This window comes from Streptomyces sp. NBC_00510 (assembly GCA_036013505.1).
Lineage (GTDB): Bacteria > Actinomycetota > Actinomycetes > Streptomycetales > Streptomycetaceae > Actinacidiphila.
On record CP107851.1, the window covers coordinates 9,291,545 to 9,310,028 of the forward strand.

The 18,484-nt window shown below is 74.0% G+C and carries 20 protein-coding genes; 11 read left to right on the plus strand and 9 right to left on the minus strand.

Going from position 1 to position 18,484, the window contains the following annotated elements; translation table 11 throughout:
* Positions 1–36: 36 nt before the first annotated feature.
* The 4 genes from OG937_42405 to OG937_42420 all read right to left on the minus strand — a co-directional run bounded on the left by OG937_42405 (position 37) and on the right by OG937_42420 (position 3,200).
* Entirely contained in the window at positions 37–1,206 is a 1,170-nt protein-coding gene (locus OG937_42405; protein WUD77897.1) for a cysteine desulfurase, read from the minus strand.
* Positions 1,207–1,235: 29 nt separating this feature from the next.
* Entirely contained in the window at positions 1,236–1,976 is a 741-nt protein-coding gene (locus tag OG937_42410; GenBank protein WUD77898.1) for an SDR family oxidoreductase, read from the minus strand.
* 173 nt (positions 1,977–2,149) lie between these two features.
* Positions 2,150–2,821, minus strand: a complete 672-nt coding sequence (locus tag OG937_42415) for an SDR family NAD(P)-dependent oxidoreductase (GenBank protein WUD77899.1) — start codon at positions 2,819–2,821, stop codon at positions 2,150–2,152.
* Position 2,822: 1 nt separating this feature from the next.
* Entirely contained in the window at positions 2,823–3,200 is a 378-nt protein-coding gene (locus tag OG937_42420; protein WUD77900.1) for a DUF2255 family protein, read from the minus strand.
* Between the two features lie 203 nt (positions 3,201–3,403).
* On the opposite strand from OG937_42420, the gene OG937_42425 reads away from it, so the two are divergent.
* The 6 genes from OG937_42425 to OG937_42450 all read left to right on the plus strand — a co-directional run bounded on the left by OG937_42425 (position 3,404) and on the right by OG937_42450 (position 7,098).
* A complete protein-coding gene (locus OG937_42425; GenBank protein WUD77901.1) occupies positions 3,404–4,498 on the plus strand; it encodes a serine/threonine-protein phosphatase in 1,095 nt (364 codons plus the stop codon).
* 348 nt (positions 4,499–4,846) lie between these two features.
* Positions 4,847–5,206 (plus strand): DUF6204 family protein, encoded by a 360-nt coding sequence (locus tag OG937_42430; GenBank protein WUD77902.1) that lies wholly within the window; start codon positions 4,847–4,849, stop codon positions 5,204–5,206.
* 87 nt (positions 5,207–5,293) lie between these two features.
* A complete protein-coding gene (locus tag OG937_42435; protein WUD77903.1) occupies positions 5,294–5,503 on the plus strand; it encodes an HTH domain-containing protein in 210 nt (69 codons plus the stop codon).
* A gap of 2 nt (positions 5,504–5,505) precedes the next feature.
* Positions 5,506–6,078 carry a peptidase gene (locus tag OG937_42440; GenBank protein ID WUD77904.1) on the plus strand — a complete coding sequence of 191 codons (573 nt, stop codon included), beginning with the start codon at positions 5,506–5,508 and terminating at the stop codon, positions 6,076–6,078.
* Positions 6,079–6,184: 106 nt separating this feature from the next.
* The gene (locus tag OG937_42445; GenBank protein WUD77905.1) at positions 6,185–6,712 is read left to right on the plus strand and encodes a GNAT family N-acetyltransferase; all 528 of its coding nucleotides are present in this window, start codon (positions 6,185–6,187) and stop codon (positions 6,710–6,712) included.
* A gap of 113 nt (positions 6,713–6,825) precedes the next feature.
* On the plus strand, positions 6,826–7,098 hold the full coding sequence (locus tag OG937_42450) for a UBP-type zinc finger domain-containing protein (GenBank protein ID WUD77906.1): 273 nt from the start codon (positions 6,826–6,828) through the stop codon (positions 7,096–7,098).
* Positions 7,099–7,113: 15 nt separating this feature from the next.
* Here OG937_42450 and OG937_42455 read toward each other — a convergent pair whose 3' ends face one another.
* Positions 7,114–8,691 carry a Na+/H+ antiporter gene (locus tag OG937_42455; protein ID WUD77907.1) on the minus strand — a complete coding sequence of 526 codons (1,578 nt, stop codon included), beginning with the start codon at positions 8,689–8,691 and terminating at the stop codon, positions 7,114–7,116.
* 83 nt (positions 8,692–8,774) lie between these two features.
* Positions 8,775–9,560 carry an FCD domain-containing protein gene (locus OG937_42460; protein ID WUD77908.1) on the minus strand — a complete coding sequence of 262 codons (786 nt, stop codon included), beginning with the start codon at positions 9,558–9,560 and terminating at the stop codon, positions 8,775–8,777.
* A 101-nt stretch (positions 9,561–9,661) separates the two neighbouring features.
* Here OG937_42460 and OG937_42465 point away from each other — a divergent pair, with 101 nt between their 5' ends.
* Both OG937_42465 and OG937_42470 read left to right on the plus strand, forming a co-directional pair.
* A complete protein-coding gene (locus OG937_42465) occupies positions 9,662–10,537 on the plus strand; it encodes a carbon-nitrogen hydrolase family protein (protein WUD77909.1) in 876 nt (291 codons plus the stop codon).
* A gap of 20 nt (positions 10,538–10,557) precedes the next feature.
* Positions 10,558–11,934 (plus strand): APC family permease, encoded by a 1,377-nt coding sequence (locus OG937_42470; GenBank protein ID WUD77910.1) that lies wholly within the window; start codon positions 10,558–10,560, stop codon positions 11,932–11,934.
* A 19-nt stretch (positions 11,935–11,953) separates the two neighbouring features.
* Here OG937_42470 and OG937_42475 read toward each other — a convergent pair whose 3' ends face one another.
* Both OG937_42475 and OG937_42480 read right to left on the minus strand, forming a co-directional pair.
* A complete protein-coding gene (locus OG937_42475) occupies positions 11,954–12,814 on the minus strand; it encodes an aminoglycoside phosphotransferase family protein (protein WUD77911.1) in 861 nt (286 codons plus the stop codon).
* The gene (locus OG937_42480) at positions 12,811–13,722 is read right to left on the minus strand and encodes an NUDIX hydrolase (GenBank protein ID WUD77912.1); all 912 of its coding nucleotides are present in this window, start codon (positions 13,720–13,722) and stop codon (positions 12,811–12,813) included. The genes OG937_42475 and OG937_42480 overlap by 4 nt, the downstream gene beginning before the upstream one ends.
* Before the next feature lie 203 nt (positions 13,723–13,925).
* Between OG937_42480 and OG937_42485 the strand changes: the two genes are divergently transcribed.
* Positions 13,926–14,849 (plus strand): SAM-dependent methyltransferase, encoded by a 924-nt coding sequence (locus tag OG937_42485; protein ID WUD77913.1) that lies wholly within the window; start codon positions 13,926–13,928, stop codon positions 14,847–14,849.
* Positions 14,850–14,897: 48 nt separating this feature from the next.
* Here OG937_42485 and OG937_42490 read toward each other — a convergent pair whose 3' ends face one another.
* Positions 14,898–16,460, minus strand: coding sequence for a phospholipid carrier-dependent glycosyltransferase (locus OG937_42490; protein WUD79055.1), 1,563 nt, complete (start codon positions 16,458–16,460; stop codon positions 14,898–14,900).
* 306 nt (positions 16,461–16,766) lie between these two features.
* On the opposite strand from OG937_42490, the gene hemC reads away from it, so the two are divergent.
* Positions 16,767–17,702 carry a hydroxymethylbilane synthase gene (gene hemC, locus OG937_42495; GenBank protein WUD77914.1) on the plus strand — a complete coding sequence of 312 codons (936 nt, stop codon included), beginning with the start codon at positions 16,767–16,769 and terminating at the stop codon, positions 17,700–17,702.
* Between the two features lie 88 nt (positions 17,703–17,790).
* Positions 17,791–18,465, plus strand: a complete 675-nt coding sequence (locus OG937_42500; GenBank protein ID WUD77915.1) for a ThuA domain-containing protein — start codon at positions 17,791–17,793, stop codon at positions 18,463–18,465.
* Positions 18,466–18,484: the final 19 nt, after the last annotated feature.

The window sequence follows — 18,484 nt, forward strand, 5'->3', positions numbered from 1 at the left end:
CGGGGGGCCGCCCGCAAGTCCGTGGCGGCCCCCGTCTCAGGCGAGGGCGCCGACGGCCGCGGCGAGCAGCCCGGTGGCACGGTCGACGTCGTCCGCGGTGGTCCAGCGCCCCACCGACAGGCGTACGGCGGTCTGGGCACGGGCGTCGTCCAGGCCCATCGCGCGCAGCACCGGGGACGCGGTACGGCTGCCGCTGTGGCAGGCCGAGCCGGTGGACGCCGCCAGCCGGGGCACCGAGGCGAGCAGCTCGTGCGCCGGGACGCCGTCGATGCTGACGTTCAGCGTGGTGGGCAGGCGGTGGCGGACGGACCCGTTGAGGTGGACCCGGCCGGGCAGCGCCCGCGTCAGGCCCTGGTGCAGGCGGTCGCGCAACGCCTCGGCACGCGCGGGCCCGCCGTCGGCGAGTTCGGCGGCCGCCAGGTCGGCGGCGGCCCCCAGCGCCACCGCGAGGGCGACGTTCTCGGTGCCGGCCCGCAGCCCGCCCTCCTGCCCGCCCCCGTACACCAGGGGCTCCAGGCGGAGCCCGGGGCGCACGTACAGGGCTGCGACCCCCTTCGGCGCGTACATCTTGTGCCCCACCACCGTCAGCAGGTCCACCCCCAGCCCGCGCACGTCCAGCGGGACCTTCCCGGCGGCCTGGGCGGCGTCGCAGTGGAACAGCGCGCCCCGGGCGCGGGCGAGCCGGGCGAGTTCCGCGACGGGCTGGAGGGTGCCGGTCTCGTTGTTGGCGGCCATGACGGAGACCAGCACGGTGCGCCCGGTGAGGGCCGCGGCCAGCGCGGCCGGGGCGACCCGGCCCTCCCGGTCCACCGGCAGGTACGTCACCCGCACCCCGTGCAGCCGCCGCAGCGCGCGGCAGGTCTCCACCACCGCCGGGTGCTCGGTGACCTGGGTGATCACGTGCGGACGGTCGGTACCCGCGGCGAGCACCGCGCCGCGCAGGGCGAGGTTGTCCGCCTCGGACCCCGACCCGGTGAACACGATCCCCTCCGCGGTCGCCCCGATGAGCGCCGCGACCTGGCGGCGCGCCCGCGCCAGCGCCGCGGCCGGCTCCGCGGCCCAGGCGTGCCCGCTGGAGGGGTTGCCGAACCCGGTGGTGAGGCAGGGCCCCATCGCCTCCACCACCCTCGGGTCGACGGGCGTGGTGGCGTTGTGGTCCAGGTAGACGGAGTCCCCGCCGAGGCCGGGATGCGGCGGCACCTTCATGGGTGAGGGTCCTTCCAGAGGGGGTGCCGTCAGCCGATCGCCGGCTGACCGCCGTACGCGTCCAGGACGGCGCCGGTGACGTACCCCGCGCGGTCCGAGGCCAGGAAGACGATCGCCTCGACGATCTCGTCGACCTCGGCGACCCGGCCCAGGACGGTGTTCCGCGCGACGGCCGCGAGCGCGTCCTCGCCCATCCCGACGGTTCCGGGGGTGCGGACCGGACCGGAGGCCACGGCGTTCACGCGTACCCCGCGGGCGCCGAACTCGTCGGCCCACACGCGGGTCATGAGTTCCAGCGCCGCCTTGGAGGCCCCGTAGGCGGCGGCCCCGCGGGCGGGGACGCTCGCCGCCAGGGTGCTCAGGTTGACGACGGCGCCCCGGCCGCGCGCGGCCATGCCGGGCGCGAGGGCCCCGACCAGCAGCAGGGGTGCACGGGCGTTGACGGCCATGTGGAGGTCGAACATCCCGGCCGTGGTGTCGGCGGCGCCCGCGAACCGGTAGATCCCCGCGTTGTTGACCAGCACGTCCACCGCGCCCGCCGCCTCGGCGAGGCGCAGCACGTCGCCGGGGTCGGACAGGTCGGCGGCGACGAACCGGGCGCGCCCGCCCGCGTCCGCCACCTCCGCGACGACCTCCGCACCGCGCTCCGTGTCCCGCCCGTGGACGACGACCTCGGCGCCCAGCGCCGCCAGCCGCAGCGCGACCCCCCGCCCGATCCCTGCGGTGGCGCCCGTGACGAGGGCGGTGGATCCGGAGAACTCCTGGGTCACGGTTGGCTCCTCGGGGCGGCGACGTGAGCGGCGGGCACACACGCTCCGTGTCCGCGCTGGTTGTCTACCTCACGTACCGTCACCCCCGAAGTCGGCTCGCCGCCGGGACGGCCGTTCGGGACACCCGTTCGGGACGGCCGCCGCTGCGGCCCGGTGGTCACCCGCGCCGTCGTTCAGCCCTCGCCCTCCAGGACGCCCGCGAAGTGCCGGAACCCGGTCCGTTCCCGGTGGATCGCCCACAGGGCGCGCGCCAGCGCGGCCGGATCGTTCCTCGGGTGCCCGGGCGCGATGACCCCGGGGATGATCATCTGCGCGACGTGGATGGCCTCGGCGGCCAGCGTGTCGTGCAGCATCCGCGCGTAGGCGGTCTCGGCCGCGTACGCCACTGAGGTCCCCGCGCGGGCCGGCAGCGGCCGTACCGCACTGCCTCCGTTGACGAGGAGGATCGTGCCGCGGCCCAGGAAGCGCATGTCGGGCAGCACCGCGTGGACGGCGGTGACCACGCCGTACAGGGAGAACTCCAGCGGCCCCGCGAAGTCGGCGGGCGTGCTGTCCAGGAGGGGCTTCATGAAGTCCCTGTGCGGCGCGGGACTGTACTGCAGGACCTCGATCGGCCCGAGCGCGGCCGCGGCGGCGTCCAGCGCGGCCCCGAGGGCGACCGGGTCGCGGACATCGGCGGCGAACCCCCGCGCGGTCACGCCGTCCTTGTCCAGGTCGGCTGCCAGGCAGTCCACGCGGTCCTGGTCGCGGGCGACGAGCGCGACGTCGAAGCCGTCGCAGCCGAACTGGCGCGCCGCGGCGGCGCCCAGACCCTGCCCCGCCCCGACGATGACCATGGTCGTCATGTCAGCGCGGCACGAGCTTGAGCGTCGCGGCGCGCGCGGTCCCGGCCACCATGGGCTCCACGTACTCCGCGCTGTAGTGGCCGTACTTGCCGCGGTAGGCGGCGTCGAGGCGTTCGTTGACGTCCGGGTCGTCGACCTCGACGAAGGTGACGTCCCGCTCGACGCCGCCGGCGGTGATCCGGCCCTCGTGCCGCGCCTGCGCGGCGCGGAACCAGGTGCCGCCGCGCCCGCGGTAGGCCCGTACGTACAGGTCGGCTCCGTCGCGCACCACCCAGATGGTGGTCGGCGGGTCCAGCATGCCGGGGTCGCGCCGCGGCGCGATGGCCAGCTCGTCGGCGTGCTCGATGCGGTCCAGTTCGTCCTTCGTCCACGTCGTCATCGGCGCGACTCCTCGGCGGTGGCGGGAACCAGGTCCGTGCGTCCTGCTGCAATGATCGACAATTTCGGCCCCCGCCTGTAGCCGCGTGGGGCCAGACGGGTACCTGACCGGGCGGTTCACTCCACGGGAGGGCCTGCGGTGGCTGCGGGGGCGATTGCCGGGGAGCGTGTAGGGATCGCCAGCGGGAGATACCGGGAGGGTGCGTGGGGAGGGCCGACGACGAGATCTTCGGTGGCCCGGCCGAGGTGGGCTGGTACGTACGGCTGCTCCCGGTCGTGGTGCTCGTCGGCGGCCTCGTCGTGGACTTCCTCACCCCGACGCAGTACACGAGCGCGTCGTTCTACTCCGTCGCCCCCGTGCTCGCGGCCCCGCTGCTGTCGATGCAGGGCACCATGGTGGTCGGTCTGGCGGCGATCGTCGCGGACGCGGCGATCCTGGCCCACTTCGGCCGGCTGCGGGGGCTGAGCGGGATGAGCGAGCTGCTGACCGTCTCGCTGGTCGCCGTGGTCGCGGTGTTCATCAACCGGCTGCTGGAGGCGCGTGAGGACCGGTTGCGCTCCGCCCGCTCGATCACCGCGGCCGTCCAGCGGGCGGTGCTCCCCGAACCGCCCGCGCGGGTCCGGGACCTGCGGATCGCGACCCGCTACGAGGCGGCGGAGGCGGAGGCCGAGATCGGCGGGGACCTGTACGCCGTCCAGGACACGCCGTACGGGCTGCGCTGCATCCTCGGGGACGTACGGGGCAAGGGTCTGGACGCCGTGGAGGAGGCGACGCTGGTCCTCGGCAGCTTCCGGATGGCGGCCGACGAGCAGGCGACCCTGGCGGACGTGGCGGGGCAGATGATGCGGGCCCTGTGGCGGGAGGTGGGCCGGCGCGAGGAGGGCGAGCAACTGGAGTGGTTCGCCACCGCGGTCCTGGCCGAGTTCCCGCACGGCGGCGACCACGTCCGGTTGGTGAACCTCGGTCACCCGGCACCGCTGCTGCTGCGGCGCGGAAAGGTGCGCGCCGCCGAGCCCTCGCAGTACGGGCTGCTGCTGGTGGAGGGCCTGGGGGAAGGAGAGGCCGTGGTGGACACGGTGCCGTTCCCGCCGGGTTCGACTTTGCTGCTGTGCACGGACGGCCTCACCGAGGCCCGCGACTCCAAGGGGCGCTTCTACGACCCGCTGGCGCGGCTGGCCGGGGTGGAGCGCGGCGGTCCGGCCGAGTTGCTGGAGGCGCTGCTCGACGACGTGCACCGGCACGCGGGCGGTCCGACCGACGACGACATGGCGTTCCTCGCGGTGACGCGCGACAGCTGAGGCGGCGCCCGCCCGGCTCTCGAGCGGTCCCTTGCCCTCCGGGCGAGTCGCCGACCGCCTCGGCCCCGCTCCACGACGGAGAACAACCCTGCCGCCGCTCTCGGCCGGCCCGCCGGACAGGCCGCTTCGCCACCGCCATGATCGGCCTCACCGGCCTCACCGGCCTCACCGGCCTGCGCGGCCCGCGTCCCACCTCCCGGAACGCCACCGCCCAGCCACTGTCCACCACCGGCTGACCGTGCGGGCGCGCCGCCGCGGGACGCCTCCCCCGCGCGGTCCCGCGGCGCCGCGCACCGGCCCCGTGAAATGCGGTGGAGCCGGACGGAGCCCGCTGCTTAAGGTCGGCGGATGAGCACACGCACCTTCCGCGTCACCGTCCGCGGCGCCTTCGACGGACTCACCGCCGAGCAGCGCGCCGAACTCCTCGCCCGCGCACCGGAACACGACGTCCTGCACGCCGCCTTCACCCCCGAGGGCCACCTCAGCTACGACGTCGCGGCACGCCCCGCCTTCACCTTCCGCTTCGTGGACTCCGGCGAGGCGGAGGAGGACATCCTCGACGCGACCGAACGCGCGGAGGATGCGGCCAGGGCGTGGCTGGACGAGCGCGGCTACGGCTACAAGAACCTCAGGTCCCAGGCCGAGGACCTCTCCCAGGCGCCGCTGGGCAAGCGGCAGCGCCGCGCCGCCGCGCAAGGGCACGCCTGAGGTCCCGACCCCGTCCCCGCCCCGCGTCCACGGTCCGCTGTCAACCAGGGTTGACGTCGTCATGTCTGTCAACGTAAATTGACAGACATGACCGAGGCAACCGATCTCGCCGAGCGGGCGGGCGACCGCGATCCGAGGGTCGGGCTGCGGGCCGTCGCCGCGCTGCGGCGGCTGCTGGAGCAGCTGGAGACCGTACAAGTCAGGAGCGCGCGGGCGCAGGGGTGGTCGTGGCAGGAGATCGCCCACGAACTCGGCGTCAGCAGGCAGGCCGTGCACAAGAAGTACGGGAGGCATTGAGGATGTTCGAGAGGTTCACGAAGAGCGCGCGCGAGGTCGTCGAGGGCGCGGTCGGGCACGCCGAACGGGCGGGCGACCCGACGATCGGCGAGGAGCACCTGCTGCTGTCGCTGCTCGACCTGGAGGGCACCCGGGCCTCCTCGGCCCTGGCCGCGCTCGGCGTCGACCGGCGCCGCGAGGCCCTGGAGGAGGCGCTGGGGGAGACCCGGCGGCGCGGCGGGGTCTCACGGGCCGACGCCGAGGCGCTCGCCGGGCTCGGCATCGACGTCGCCGCGATCGTCGCCCGCGTGGAGGACGCCCACGGCGCCGGGGCCCTCGCCGCCCGCCGCGGGCCCCGGCGGTGGCGGCCCGCCGGACGACGGCCCTTCACCCGCGGGGCCAAGGGCGTCCTGGAGCGCTCCCTGCGCTCCGCCGTGGCCCGGGGCGACCGTCACATCGGCGACGAGCACGTCCTGCTCGCCCTCACCATCGGCCCCGGCGTGGTCGCGGACGTCCTCGCCGAGCACGGGGCGTCGTGGGCCGATGTCGAGCGCGTGCTCGCGGCGGACGGCCAGGGCAGGGCGGAGGCGAGCTGAACGCCCGCTCCCGGCGGGCAAATCGGTTGAGCGGCCGACGGCGGCCGTGCTAACCCTTTCGGGTTCCACGACGTCGATCATGCCGACCCGAAGGAGGGCCGCCCCCATGGTGCCCGGACGACTGGTGAAGTTGCGCCCGATGGAGCCCGCGGACGCCGATGCGCTGTGGCGCTGGAACCACGACCCCGAGGTCATGCGCTGGATGGACGACGGCTACGCCCAGCCCCTCGCACAGGTGAGGAAGCGCATGGAGGAGCGGCCCCGCAACGCTTACGGCGACGTGCTCCACGGGATCGAGGTGCAGGAGGACGGCCGGCTCATCGGCCTGGTGCGGCTGCGCGACGCCGAGCCCGAGACCGGATGCGCCGAACTCGACATCTACCTCGGCGAGAAGGAGTACTGGGGCCGCGGCTACGCCACCGACGCCATGCGCACGATGTGCCGCTACGGCTTCGAGAAGATGCGCCTGCACAAGATCTCGCTCACCGTCGTGACCGAGAACGAGGCGGCGCACCACGTCTACCGGAAGGTCGGCTTCGTCGAGGAGGGCCGGCTGCGCCAGGTCTTCCGGCGCGACGGCCGGTGGTACGACATGTTCACCATGGGCCTCCTGGAGGGCGAACTCCTCGACTGAGCCGCGGGCCCGCCACGGTGGGACGCCCCGGCACGCTGATCGCGCACGGCGTGCGCTTGACGTAGCCTGGGGCGTCCATCGGCAGTGATCCGCAGACGGCACAGGGGGCCGGCGTGACGACAGCAGCATGTCCCGATCTCGAGCAGGCCCCGGCCGACGTCGCGGCCGCGCCGCCGGTCGACGGCTGCGCCGACTGCCTGGCCGCCGGACACCACGACTGGGTCCATCTGCGGCTGTGCCTCACCTGCGGCCACATCGGATGCTGCGACAGCTCGCCGGGCCGGCACGCCACCGGGCACTACGAGGCCACCGGCCACCCCGTGATCCGCTCCTACCAGCCGGGCGAGAACTGGCGCTGGTGCTTCGTCCACGAGTCGATGGACTGAGGCCCGGGCCCACGGCTACTCGCGCTGCAGCGCCGCCTCCTCCAGATCCAGTTCGCGCATGACGCGGCGCAGCACCTCGTCGTCGATGAGCCGTTCGTCGCGGAAGCGCACGAACTCCTGCCGTTCGGCCTCCAGCATCGCGCGGCGCAACCGCCGGTAGGCCACGCTCGGCGGCTCGGCGCCCCCGCCGGTCGGGCCGCCCAGCCGTTCCCAGGCGGCGTTGCGGCGGGCCTCCGCGGTCTGCCGCAGGTTCTCCAGCACGGCCTGGTGGGAGCGCTTGTCCCCGGCCAGCTCCTGCAGGCGCGCCAGTGCCGCCCGGGCGGCACTGTGCTGGGCGCTCGCCTCGGCCAGGGCGTCCTCGTACGCCTCCTTGTTGCAGATGCCGAGCCGCCGGATGAGCGGGGGCAGCGTCATCCCGTGCAGCAGCAGCGTGGCGACCGTGACGAAGAAGGTCAGGAACAGGATCTCGTCGCGCCCGGGGAACGGTGCGCCGCTGTCGGTGGTCTCCGGCACGGCGAAGGCCGCGGCCAGCGAGACCACGCCGCGCATGCCCGCCCAGGAGAGCACGACCGGGTACTGCCACACGGGATACGGATCGCGCGCCCGGATCCGCGGGAACACCAGCCGTGGCAGGTAGGTCGCGGGGTAGACCCACACGACGCGCGCGAGGACGGTCACCGCCGTCAGCGCGGCACCGGCGGCCACCAGCCGCCCCACGCCCGTGTCCACCGTGTCGACGATGCCCCGCACCTGCAGGCCGATCAATGCGAAGACGAGGGCTTCCAGCACCGTGTCCAGGGCGTTCCAGACCGCGTACACCTGCAGCCGGGAGGTCGCCTCCACGTCCGGGGACCGGTGTCCCAGGTACAGGCCGGCCACGACCACGGCCAGTACCCCCGAGGTGTGCGCCTCCTCGCCGACGAGGTAGGCGAGGAACGGCACGAGCAGCCCGAGCGCGCTGGCCAGGTCCCCGGGCAGGAACCGGTGCCCGATGCGGGCCAGCCAGCCGATCGCCAGACCGATCAGCGAGCCCCCGACGGCCGCCATCAGGAAGACCCCGACGCCCTGCAGGAGGGTGTAGCCGGCGCCGGCCACAGACGCGATGGCCACGCGGTAGGCCGTCAGCGCGGTGGCGTCGTTCACCAGGCTCTCGCCGCCGAGCACGGTCAGCAGCCGGCGCGGCAGCCCCAGCCGGCGTCCGATGGAGGTCGCCGCGACCGCGTCGGGCGGCGACAGCACCGCGCCGAGCACCAGCGCCGGGCCCAGCGGCAGCCCCGGCACCAGCCAGAACGCGGTGTAGCCGATCACCACCGTGGTGAACAGCACCAGTCCCACGGCCAGCAGCCCGATGGGGCGCAGGTTCTCCCGGAAGCGCAGGTAGGAACTCTCCCGCGCCGAGGAGTACAGCAGCGGGGGCAGGACCAGCACCATCACCAGCTCGGGCTCGATGGCGTACGCGGGGATGCCCGGCACGAAGGACGCGCACAGGCCGACGGCGACCAGCAGCAGCGGGGGAGACACCCCCAGACGCCGGGCGACGGCGGTGACCAGCACCGCACCGACCATGAGCGCGACGAGCGCCAGCCCCTCCACGGACGTCTCCTCCACCCCTGTGGCGGCACGCGCCGCACGTGTGGCTCGACTGTACTGGTGTGCACTGGCGACGCGGCCGGGCCTCAGTCCTCGGTGGTGGCGGCTCCCGGCGCGGCCTCGGGGAGACCGATGAACATCGTCCGGTGCAGCGCCTCGACGTGTACCTGGGCGACCGCGGCGGCCGTCGCGCGGTCACCCTGCCGCAGGGCGCGGACCAGGGCCCGGTGCTCGGCGTTGGAGGCGCGCAGCGCGTCGAGCGGGTAGGGCAGGTAGTACCGGTAAAGCTCGCGGACGACGGCCGCGTACGGGACGACGACCGACGGTGTCCCGGTGGCGGAGGCGACGGCGAGGTGGAACTCCTCGTCATGGCGGTGGAACTCGGCCCAGCCGGTCACCGCGTCCATGAGGTCGACCAGGTGCTCCAGTTCGCGCAGCGCGGAGTCGTCGGCGTGGCCGGCGGCGAGGTGGGCGATGCCGCACTCCAGGACCAGCCGGTGGTCGATCAGCCGGCGCACCGCGTCGGTGTCGGAGCGGTAGCTGCCGACGGCGCTGACCGAGCCCTTCGCCGGTTGCCGGGCGACCAGTGTGCCGCCGTTGCGGCCGCGGCGGCGCTCCAGCAGCCCGTCGTCGCACAGGGCCACCAGGGCCCGGCGCACCGTGATCTCCCCGACGTCCAGCGCCGCGGCGATCTCGCCGGCGGCGGGCAACCGCTCCCCGGGGGCGAGCAGGCCCAGGTCGATGGCCATGGCTATCCGGGCGCGGACGGTGTCCAGCGCGGACAGACGGCGGATGCCGCCGAGGGCCGGGGTGCTCAGCGGTGGGCCGGCGGCTGCCGTGACCTGGCCGGTCCGGTTCTCCGTGTCGGGCATGGGACCGACTGTAGTACCGGAAAACATCTCACCTTGAGCACTCTTGTTTATCTGATCAGAATGCTCTAATTTCCTCAGCACTCGAACGAAGCAGGTGCACCATGTCCCGACCCCTTCCCGTGACCCTCGCCCAGGCCGGGCCCCGCCCCGCCGGGGAACCCTCGTCCGGCTTCGCGGCAGAGGCGGGGACCCTGCTGGCGCGCTTCCCGCAGACCCGACTGCTGGCCTTCCCCGAGCTGCACCTGTTCGGCGTGGACGGCGGGCCGCAGGACACGGAGCGGCACCTGCGCGATTGCGCGCAGCCGCTGGACGGACGCCTCGTACGGGAGCTCGGCGAGATCGCCGGGGACCTGGGCGTGTGGCTGCTGCCCGGCAGCATCTGCGAACGCGGCCCGGACGGCGAGCTGTTCAACACCGCGCTCGCCTTCTCGCCCGAGGGGCGGCTCGTCGCGCACTACCGCAAGGTCTTCCCCTGGCGGCCCCGCGAGCCCTACACCCCGGGCGACCGGTTCGTGGTCTTCGACATCCCCGAGGCCGGCCGCGTCGGATTCTCCATCTGCTACGACGCGTGGTTCCCCGAGGTCGCCCGGCACCTGGCCTGGATGGGCGCCGAGGTCATCGTCAACCCGGTCATGACCACGACCGGCGACCGCGCCCAGGAACTCGTCCTGGCCCGCGCCAACGCCATCACCAACCAGGTCTACGTGGTCAGCGTCAACACCGCCGGCCCCCTCGGCACCGGCCGCAGCCTCGTCGTCGACCCCGAGGGACGCGTCCGCACCGAGGCGCCCGACAGCGCCTCCACCGCCCTCACCGACGTCCTGGACCTGGACGACGTGACCCGCGTCCGCACCTACGGCACGGCCGGCCTCAACCGCATGTGGTCCCAGTTCACCGACACCGACCGCCCCCTCGAACTCCCCCTGTACGACGGGCGCATAGACCCTCGCAGCTGGCGCCCCGCCCGCCGCGGCTGAACCATCCCCGGAGCCCCACGATGACCGACCACGCCGCGCGCGCCGCGACCACGGCCCCCGCGCTGTCCCGCACCCTCGGACTCAGAGCCGTCGTCTCCTTCGGCCTGGCCTACATGACCCCGCTGATCGTGCTCGGCACCTTCGGCGTCGTGGCGGAGAAGACCGGCGGCGCGGTCCCCACCGCGTACGCCCTGGCACTCGTCGCCATGCTCTTCACCGCCTACAGCTACGGGAAGATGGCCGCCGAGCACCCCGTCGCCGGCTCCGCCTACACCTACGTACGGCGCTCCATCGACGGACGGGCCGGCTTCCTCGTCGGCTGGGCCACGCTCCTGGACTACTTCTTCCTGCCCATGGTCATCTGGCTGATCGGCGGCGCCTACCTGCAGGCGCAGTGGCCCGGCGTGCCGATGTGGGTGTGGATCCTCGCCTTCATCCTCACCACCACCGCGCTCAACCTGCTCGGCATCCAGGCCGCGGACCGGGCCAACTCCCTGCTGATGGCGTTCCAGATCCTCGTCATCGTCATCTTCGCGCTGCTCTCGCTGCGGCACGTCTTCCACATCGAGGGCGCCGGGGGCCTGTTCAGCACCGGGCCGTTCCACAACGACGCCACCACGCTGGCCGGGATCTCCGGCGGCGCGGCCATCGCGGCGTACTCCTTCCTCGGCTTCGACGCCGTCACCACGCTCACCGAGGAGACCGTCGAGCCCCGCAGGACCATGCCCCGCGCGATCATGCTCACCGCCCTCATCGGCGGCGGCATTTTTATCGCGCTCGCCTACACCACCCAGCTCGCCCACCCCGGCAGCCGGTTCGACGACCCCAGTTCGGCCGCCTTCGAGATCGCCAGGACCATCGGCGGCGACCTCTTCTCGTCCGTCTTCCTCGCCGGACTCGTCGTCGCCCAGTTCGCCTCCGGCGTCGCCGCCCAGGCCAGCACCTCCCGCCTGCTGTACGCCATGGGCCGCGACGACGTCCTGCCGCGCAAGGTGTTCGGCTACCTCCACCCCCGCCACCTGACGCCGGCCTTCAACATCCTCCTGACCGGCGTGGTCGGGCTGATCGCCCTCCGCCTGGACGTCGCCACCTCCACCTCCTTCATCAACTTCGGCGCCTTCACCGCCTTCACCTTCGTCAACCTCAGCGTGATCGCGACGTACCTGCGCAAGCGCCGCGCGGGCGAGCACGTGGGCCTGTTCGGCTACGCCGTCGTCCCCGCCGTCGGCGCCCTGATCGACCTCTGGCTCCTGTTCCACCTCGACGGCAAGGCCCTCACCCTCGGCGCCATCTGGCTCGCCCTCGGCGTCGCCTACCTCGCCTACCTGACCCGCGGCTTCCGCACCCCGCCGCCCGAGCTCAGCTTCGACGAGCGGGAGAGCACGGCCGACGCCTGAGCCGCCCGGCGCCGGCGGGTCAGTGGCCGGCCGCGCGGAGCCGGGCGAGGGTGCGCAGGCCGCGTTCGAGGACCTCGGGATCGTCGTGCGCGGCGCCGTACCGGATGCCCGAGACGGCGTCGAGGGCGGAGTCGACAGCCAGGCGTTCGTGCTCGAGCGGGGTGAGCTCCCGCCCGTAGCCGGTCAGGAAGGCCTCGTGGAGGTCCGGTCGGCCGGACCAGGCGTCGGAGAGCCGTACGAAGTCACGGAGCGCCGGTTGCGGCTCGCTGCGCTCGAAGTCGATCACGGCGAGCCGGCCCGACCACAACAGGTTGCGCGGTTGGAAGTCGCCGTGCGTGGGCACCAGGTCGAGAGCGGGAAGCGCGCCTGTCCGGGCCGTCAGCGCGCGGACGAACTCCTCGTCACCAGGGGCCAGGTGGGAACGGGCGCCGTCCAGGTGCAGGTCGAGCTTCCCCGTGGCAGGCCCCTTGTCCCCGGAGGAGGGCCGTGGCGGTGCGCTGCCGTGGACGGCGGCGGCGAGCGCGCCGATGCGGACGAAGACCGCCCGTTCCTCCTCCGGGGGCCGGACGCCGACGTGGAGCGGGCGTCCGGGGACGGCGGTCACGACGACCGCGCGCAGCCGTTCGTCGGCCGCCACCAGGCGTGGCGTGGCGGCCCCCAGGGTCGGCACCCAGGTCCGGTAGGCGGTCACCTCCCGGCTGTGGAACCGGTCGTTCTGGTGGATTTTGACGTAGCCGACGAGGCCGTCCGCGCCGCGGACCCGCCACACCCGACTGCTCTCGCGGGGCCAGGACGTGTCCGTCCACCGTTCGATCGGGCCGAGCGCGCGTTCCGCGAACCGCCGCACCTCGGGTTCCGGCAGGCCCGGTCCGCAGGTCACGCCCAGCCCGACTCGGTGTAGCGGCGGCCGGCCCGGATGCCCTCGATCGCGGCGCGGGTGTACGGCACGAGGCGTTCGGGGAGGGCGTCCGGGTGCCACCAGCGCCAGGACAGGCACTTGTCGGGCTCGCGGACCACCGGTTCGCCCTGCCAGCGGCGTACGCGGAAGACGAGTTGCAGCCGGGGGCGGCCGCCCGTCGCGTCGATGAGGTGCACGGCGTGCGCGAACTCGGCGTCCTCCGGCCTGATCCGCAGGCCCGTCTCCTCGTCCGCCTCGCGGACCAGGCACGCGACGGCGCTCTCCTGCTCGCAGTGCCCGGCGGGGAAGTGCCACTCGCCACCGGCGAAGGCGGAGTCGGGGTGCCGTAGTCCGAGCAGGACCTCGCCCCCGGCGTTCTCCAGGTACAGGTGCGCGCCGACGATGTGGAGGACGCCCCGCCCGGCCGCCGGGGCCCCGGTGCCGGGCGGCACGGCCAGGCCGGCGTGCCGGCGGACGAGCTCCAGGGTCGCGTGGCCCAACCGCAGCCGCGGCATGACCTCGGGCCGGAACCAGCGCAGCAGGACGCCTTCGGTCAGCTCCAGGGCGTCGGGATCGCCGTTCCAGCGGCCGGTGAACACCTGGACCGGCAGGAGCGAACCGTCCGGCTCGTGGACGTGCTCCACCGCGAAGGCGCGCAGCGCGGGCAGGTCGAGCCCCGCCTCCTCGCGCAGTGCACGCCGGGCGGTCGCCTCCAGGGACACGTCGCCCGGCTCACGGCCGCCGCCGAGCAGTGACCAGGCGCCGGGGTTCCGGATGTCCGGGCGGTGGTCGCGCAGGTGCAGGAGGTACTCGCCCCGGTCGTTGTGGATGAGCACCGAGGCGTTGCGCGGTTCACCGGCGGCCGGTGCACCGTCGTGGATCGACGTCAAGCGAGCCTCCAGGGGAGCTCCGGGGGTGTGCGGTCACCAAGGTCAACGAGCGGGGACGGCCAACGGGAGGGCAGGTTCCGGCCTTTCTGCGCGCTCCTGCCCGGACCGCCCGCACGAGTGGGCGGGGGTGGCGCCAACTCGCCGTTTCACCAGCTAAGTTGTGTGCAGATCAGATCGCGTATTCGAGTCTCCAGGGGATGGCCATGAGCAGCGGCAGTGACGCTCCCGACGACTACGACTCCGCCGAGCAGCTCCGCCGGCGGATCGACACCTCCAAGGCGCATCCGGCGCGCGTCTACGACGTCTTCCTCGGCGGCAAGGACAACTACCCCGTCGACCGCGAGGCGGCCGCGGCCGCGCTGGCCGCCAATCCCCGGGGCTACCTGGACGTGCGGCACAACCGGGACTTCCTGCGCCGCGCGGTGAACCACATCGCGGGGGAGACCGGCACACGCCAGTTCCTCGACATCGGCACCGGACTGCCCACGCAGGAGAACGTGCACCAGATCGCGCAGCGGATCGCCCCCGAGGCGCGGGTCGTGTACGTCGACAACGACCCCGTCGTCCTGGCCCACGCGCGCGCCCTGCTGACCAGCGGCCCGGAGGGGCGGACCGACTACATCGACGCGGACCTGCGCGACCCCGCCGCGATCCTGCGCCAGGCGGCCGGCACGCTGGACTTCACCGAGCCCGTCGCGCTCGTGCTCGTCGCCGTCCTGCACTTCGTCGAGGACGACGAGGCGTACGGCATCGTCAAGCACCTCGTCGACGCGCTGCCCTCGGGCAGCCACGTCGTGCTGAGCCACCTCACCTCCGACCTCAACGCGGAACAGATCGCCAAGGTCGCCAAGACCTACCAGGACCGCGGCTTCTCCTTCGTGCTCCGCGAGCACGCAGAGGTCCTGCGCTTCGTCACGGACAACGGCCTGGAGATCGTCGAGCCCGGGCTCGTCCCCGTCCACCACTGGCGCCCGGACGACGTCGACGACACCCTCGCCACCCACGCCGACGCCTCGCCGGAGTTCATCGAGGGCCTCGAGGACATCGACGCGATCCGCTACCGGAGCATCACCGACGTCACCGACGCGGACATCAACGTCTACGCCGTGGTGGCCCGCAAGCCCTGACCTCGCCGTGCCCGGCGCCGCCCCTCGCGGACGGGGGCGGCGCGGTCGTCAGCCGCGGCGGTAGATCGTGATCGAGTGCCCCACCTCGTCGATCGGCTCGCTGCCGGCGATGAGCTCGGCCAGCCGCCCCTCCGCCTTCGCGACCGAGGAGTCCGACACCACGAGCAGCCCGTGGACCTGGTCCTCGGGGACCTGGCGCGGATCGGCGGCGTGGATGCCGTAGTGGGCGGGGACCCCGCTGCCCTTGTAGACCAGCCAGACCCGCTCGCCGGGGTAGCGGTCGCGGAGCCGGTCCGCGAGGCGGCCCAGGTCCTGGCCCCAGTCGACGTTGGAGTCGTGCAGGCGCAGATGGGTCCTGGACGTGCCGCCGAAGGCCTCGTTGGAGTACTGCAGGTAGTACGGGAAGGTCCGCAGCGAGCTGACGGCGACGAAGGCGACGAGGGCCGCCGCCGCCACGTCCGCCCACCGCCGCCGCAGGGCGGTGACGCAGGCCGCGGCGACCGCACCCAACATCGGCAGGAAGACCACGTAGCGGACGCCGAAGTCCCGTGAGCCGGTCATGGCGGCGGCCGTCAGCACGGCCGCCGGGACGAGCAGGTACGGGGCGGCGGGGCGCAGCCGGGGGTGGGCGAGCAGCACGGCGGTTCCGGCGAGCCACAGGGCGAGCATCCCGAGCGGAGTCTTCACCAGCACCGCGGCGGGCAGGTAGTACCAGAGCCCCCCGCGGTAGTGGCGGCCGAAGAGGAAGCCCTCGAACGTCGAGTCCTCGAAGCCGAACTGGACGGCCATCCCGTCCCGGTACGCCCGGGGGAGCGGGAGCGCGTCCACGGCCCAGCCCCGCAGTCCGTGCAGCGCCGGCAGGGTGTCCGGCGCGGTCCAGCGCAGACGCGGGTCGACGACGAGGTAGGCCGCCCACACCACCGCGACGGCGACGAGCCCGACCCCGCCCGCCGCGATCGCGGCACGCCGCAGCGACCGGGCGGTGCCGGGCCGCTCCGCGCCCCGCGCAGCCAGGTGCCACACCGACAGCGCTGCCAGGAGCAACAGGACGGGCACCGCGGGGAGCGTGCTCATCCGCGTGGCGACCGCCGCGCCCAACGCCGCACCGGCGAGCGGCAGGTACCGCCGGGGACGGTCCCGGGCCCGCCACAGCGCCCACACCGACGTCAGCAGGAAACCGGCCGCCGGGACGTCGAGGGTGGCGAGCGAGCCGTGCGCGATGACGTCCGGCGAGAACGCGTACAGGGCGAGCGCGAGCAGCCCCCCGGCGGGCCCGGTGAGATCGCGCGCGAACGCGAGCACCACCAGCCCGAACAGCAGGGTCAGCGCGATCATCGGCAGCCGGGCCGCCAGCATCAGGCGCCAGGGGTCGTTGCCCGACTCGTAGAGCACGCTGCGGCCGAGTTCCGTCTGGTCGCCTTCGAAGGCCGGGTCGAGGTGGGGGTGGGCGAACGCCAGACCACCGGCGATGACGAGTTTGCCGAGCGGCGGGTGTTCGGGGTTGAAGCGCAGGCTGTGCTCGCGCAGATAGACCGTCGCGGTGCCCAGGTACACCGGCTCGTCGATGGTCGGCGTCTGCTGGACGGCCGTGGTGACCATCGCGAACGCCATCTGCGCCAGGAGCACGAGCACGGCCAGGACGTAGAGCGGACGCCGGTGGCGCAGACCGGCCGGGAACCGGCGCACCGGCACCGTGGCGATGGTGGTGGGCGTCGCCGGTTCGGGGGACAGCGCGGCGGGCGAGGGTCGTTCCTGCGTCATCGTGCGCTTACCCCGTCGCCTGTCCCTGTGGCGCCACCGCTCCGCGCCGGCGCCCTCCCGGTGGGCGCCGCGGGACACACTAGCCCCGCCCTCGTCACGGCGCGTGGGGTTCGGGGTGTTGCGCGGGACGCGTGCCGGACGCCGTACCGTGGGCGCATGGCAGTCCCCGAGCTGATCCGCATCGTCTCCCGTTCCTCCCCGATGGCGCTGGCCCAGGTCGAGCGCGTACGCGCGGAACTGGCGGCGCTCCACCCCGGCATCCGGACGGAGGTCGTGCCCGTCACCACGTCCGGTGACCGCTGGATGGGCGACCTGGCCCGGCTCGGCGGCAAGGGCGCGTTCACCAAGGAGGTCGACGCCACGCTGCTGGAGGGCCGGGCCGACCTGGCCGTCCACTGCGTGAAGGACGTCCCCGCCGACCGGCCGCTGCCCGCCGGGACGGTCTTCGCCGCCTTCCTCAAGCGGGACGACATCCGCGACGCCCTGGTGCACCCCGGCGGCCTGACCCTCGACCGGCTCCCGCCCGGCACGCGCATCGGCACCTCCTCCGTACGCCGCATCGCGCAGATCATGGCCTCGCACCCGCACCTCACCTGCGTCCCCATGCGGGGCAACGCCAACCGCCGCCTGGAGAAGCTCGCGGCGGGCGACGCGGACGCGCTGCTGCTGGCCGTGTCCGGGCTCGAGCGGATCGGCAGGACCGACGTGATCAGCGAGGTGCTCCCGGTCGAGACGATGATCCCGCCGATCGGCGCCGGCGTCCTCGCCCTGCAGTGCCGGGAGGGCGACGCCGAGACGATCGACGTCGTGAGCGACCTCGGCGACCCGGCCGCGCACCGGGAGACCACGGCGGAGCGGATGTTCCTCCACGTCCTGCAGGGCCACTGCAACAGCCCCATCGCCGGCTACGCCCACGCCGAACGCGACGGCCGGCTCTCGCTCCGGGCCCGGGTCTTCTCCCCGGACGGCAAGACCGTCCTCGACGCCCACGAATGGGCAGGACCGCTGGACCCCGCCACCCTCGGGACGTCGGTCGCGGTGGCGCTGCTGCGGCAGGGTGCCCGCGAGCTGATCGACAGCATCGGCCACTGACGGGACCCGGGCCGCCGTCGACGCCCGGACCGCGCCGGGGAGACTGGTGGGCGCTGCCCGTCGTCCGTCACCGTCCTGGGAGAGCCGATTGTCCCGCCGCGACCCCCGTGTGCTCGTCTACACCCGCACCACCGACTACCGGCACGAGTCGATCCCCGACGGCGTCAGGGCCCTCACCGAGCTGGGAGCCGGGCACGGCTTCCGGGTGGACGCCACCGAACGGCCCGAGGACTTCGAGGGGGCCGGCCTGCGCGCCTACGACGCCGTGGTGTTCCTCTCCACCAGCGGGGAGGTGCTCAGCGACGCGGGCCGGGCCGCCCTCGCGGCGCACCACGCCGACGGCGCGGGGTTCATGGGCGTGCACGCCGCCGCCTGTACGGAGTACGACTGGCCCTACTACGGGGAGCTGCTGGGCGCGCGCTTCACGGGGCACCCGCCCCTGCAGGCGGGCACGGTCCTCGTCGAGGACGCCGCCCATCCGGCCACCGCGCACCTGGGCGCGGCGTGGAAGGTCACCGACGAGTGGTACGACTTCGACCGCAGCCCCCGCCCCGGGGTGCGGGTCCTGGCCTCCGCGGACGAGTCCTCGTACACGGGCGGCTCGATGGGCGCGGACCATCCGCTGGTGTGGTGCCACGAGTACGGCGGAGGGCCCGTCTTCTACACCGCGCTGGGGCACTCCGCGCAGGCCTACCACGATGCGGGCTTCCGGGCCCATCTGCTGGGCGGGCTCCGGTCGGTGCTGCCCGGGGCGACGGACTGAGCGGGCGTCGACGCCCGGC

Excerpts from the sequence above, each read along its gene's own strand:
- OG937_42470 (WUD77910.1), top strand. The coding sequence starts at position 10,558 with ATGACCGACCACGCCGCGCGCGCCGCGACCACGGCCCCCGCGCTGTCC.
- hemC (WUD77914.1), top strand. The coding sequence starts at position 16,767 with ATGGCAGTCCCCGAGCTGATCCGCATCGTCTCCCGTTCCTCCCCGATG.
- OG937_42460 (WUD77908.1), bottom strand. The coding sequence starts at position 9,560 with ATGCCCGACACGGAGAACCGGACCGGCCAGGTCACGGCAGCCGCCGGC.
- OG937_42440 (WUD77904.1), top strand. The coding sequence starts at position 5,506 with ATGTTCGAGAGGTTCACGAAGAGCGCGCGCGAGGTCGTCGAGGGCGCG.
- OG937_42405 (WUD77897.1), bottom strand. The coding sequence starts at position 1,206 with ATGAAGGTGCCGCCGCATCCCGGCCTCGGCGGGGACTCCGTCTACCTG.
- OG937_42485 (WUD77913.1), top strand. The coding sequence starts at position 13,926 with ATGAGCAGCGGCAGTGACGCTCCCGACGACTACGACTCCGCCGAGCAG.
- OG937_42415 (WUD77899.1), bottom strand. The coding sequence starts at position 2,821 with ATGACGACCATGGTCATCGTCGGGGCGGGGCAGGGTCTGGGCGCCGCC.
- OG937_42420 (WUD77900.1), bottom strand. The coding sequence starts at position 3,200 with ATGACGACGTGGACGAAGGACGAACTGGACCGCATCGAGCACGCCGAC.
- OG937_42435 (WUD77903.1), top strand. The coding sequence starts at position 5,294 with ATGACCGAGGCAACCGATCTCGCCGAGCGGGCGGGCGACCGCGATCCG.
- OG937_42465 (WUD77909.1), top strand. The coding sequence starts at position 9,662 with ATGTCCCGACCCCTTCCCGTGACCCTCGCCCAGGCCGGGCCCCGCCCC.
- OG937_42490 (WUD79055.1), bottom strand. The coding sequence starts at position 16,460 with ATGGCGTTCGCGATGGTCACCACGGCCGTCCAGCAGACGCCGACCATC.
- OG937_42445 (WUD77905.1), top strand. The coding sequence starts at position 6,185 with ATGGTGCCCGGACGACTGGTGAAGTTGCGCCCGATGGAGCCCGCGGAC.
- OG937_42430 (WUD77902.1), top strand. The coding sequence starts at position 4,847 with ATGAGCACACGCACCTTCCGCGTCACCGTCCGCGGCGCCTTCGACGGA.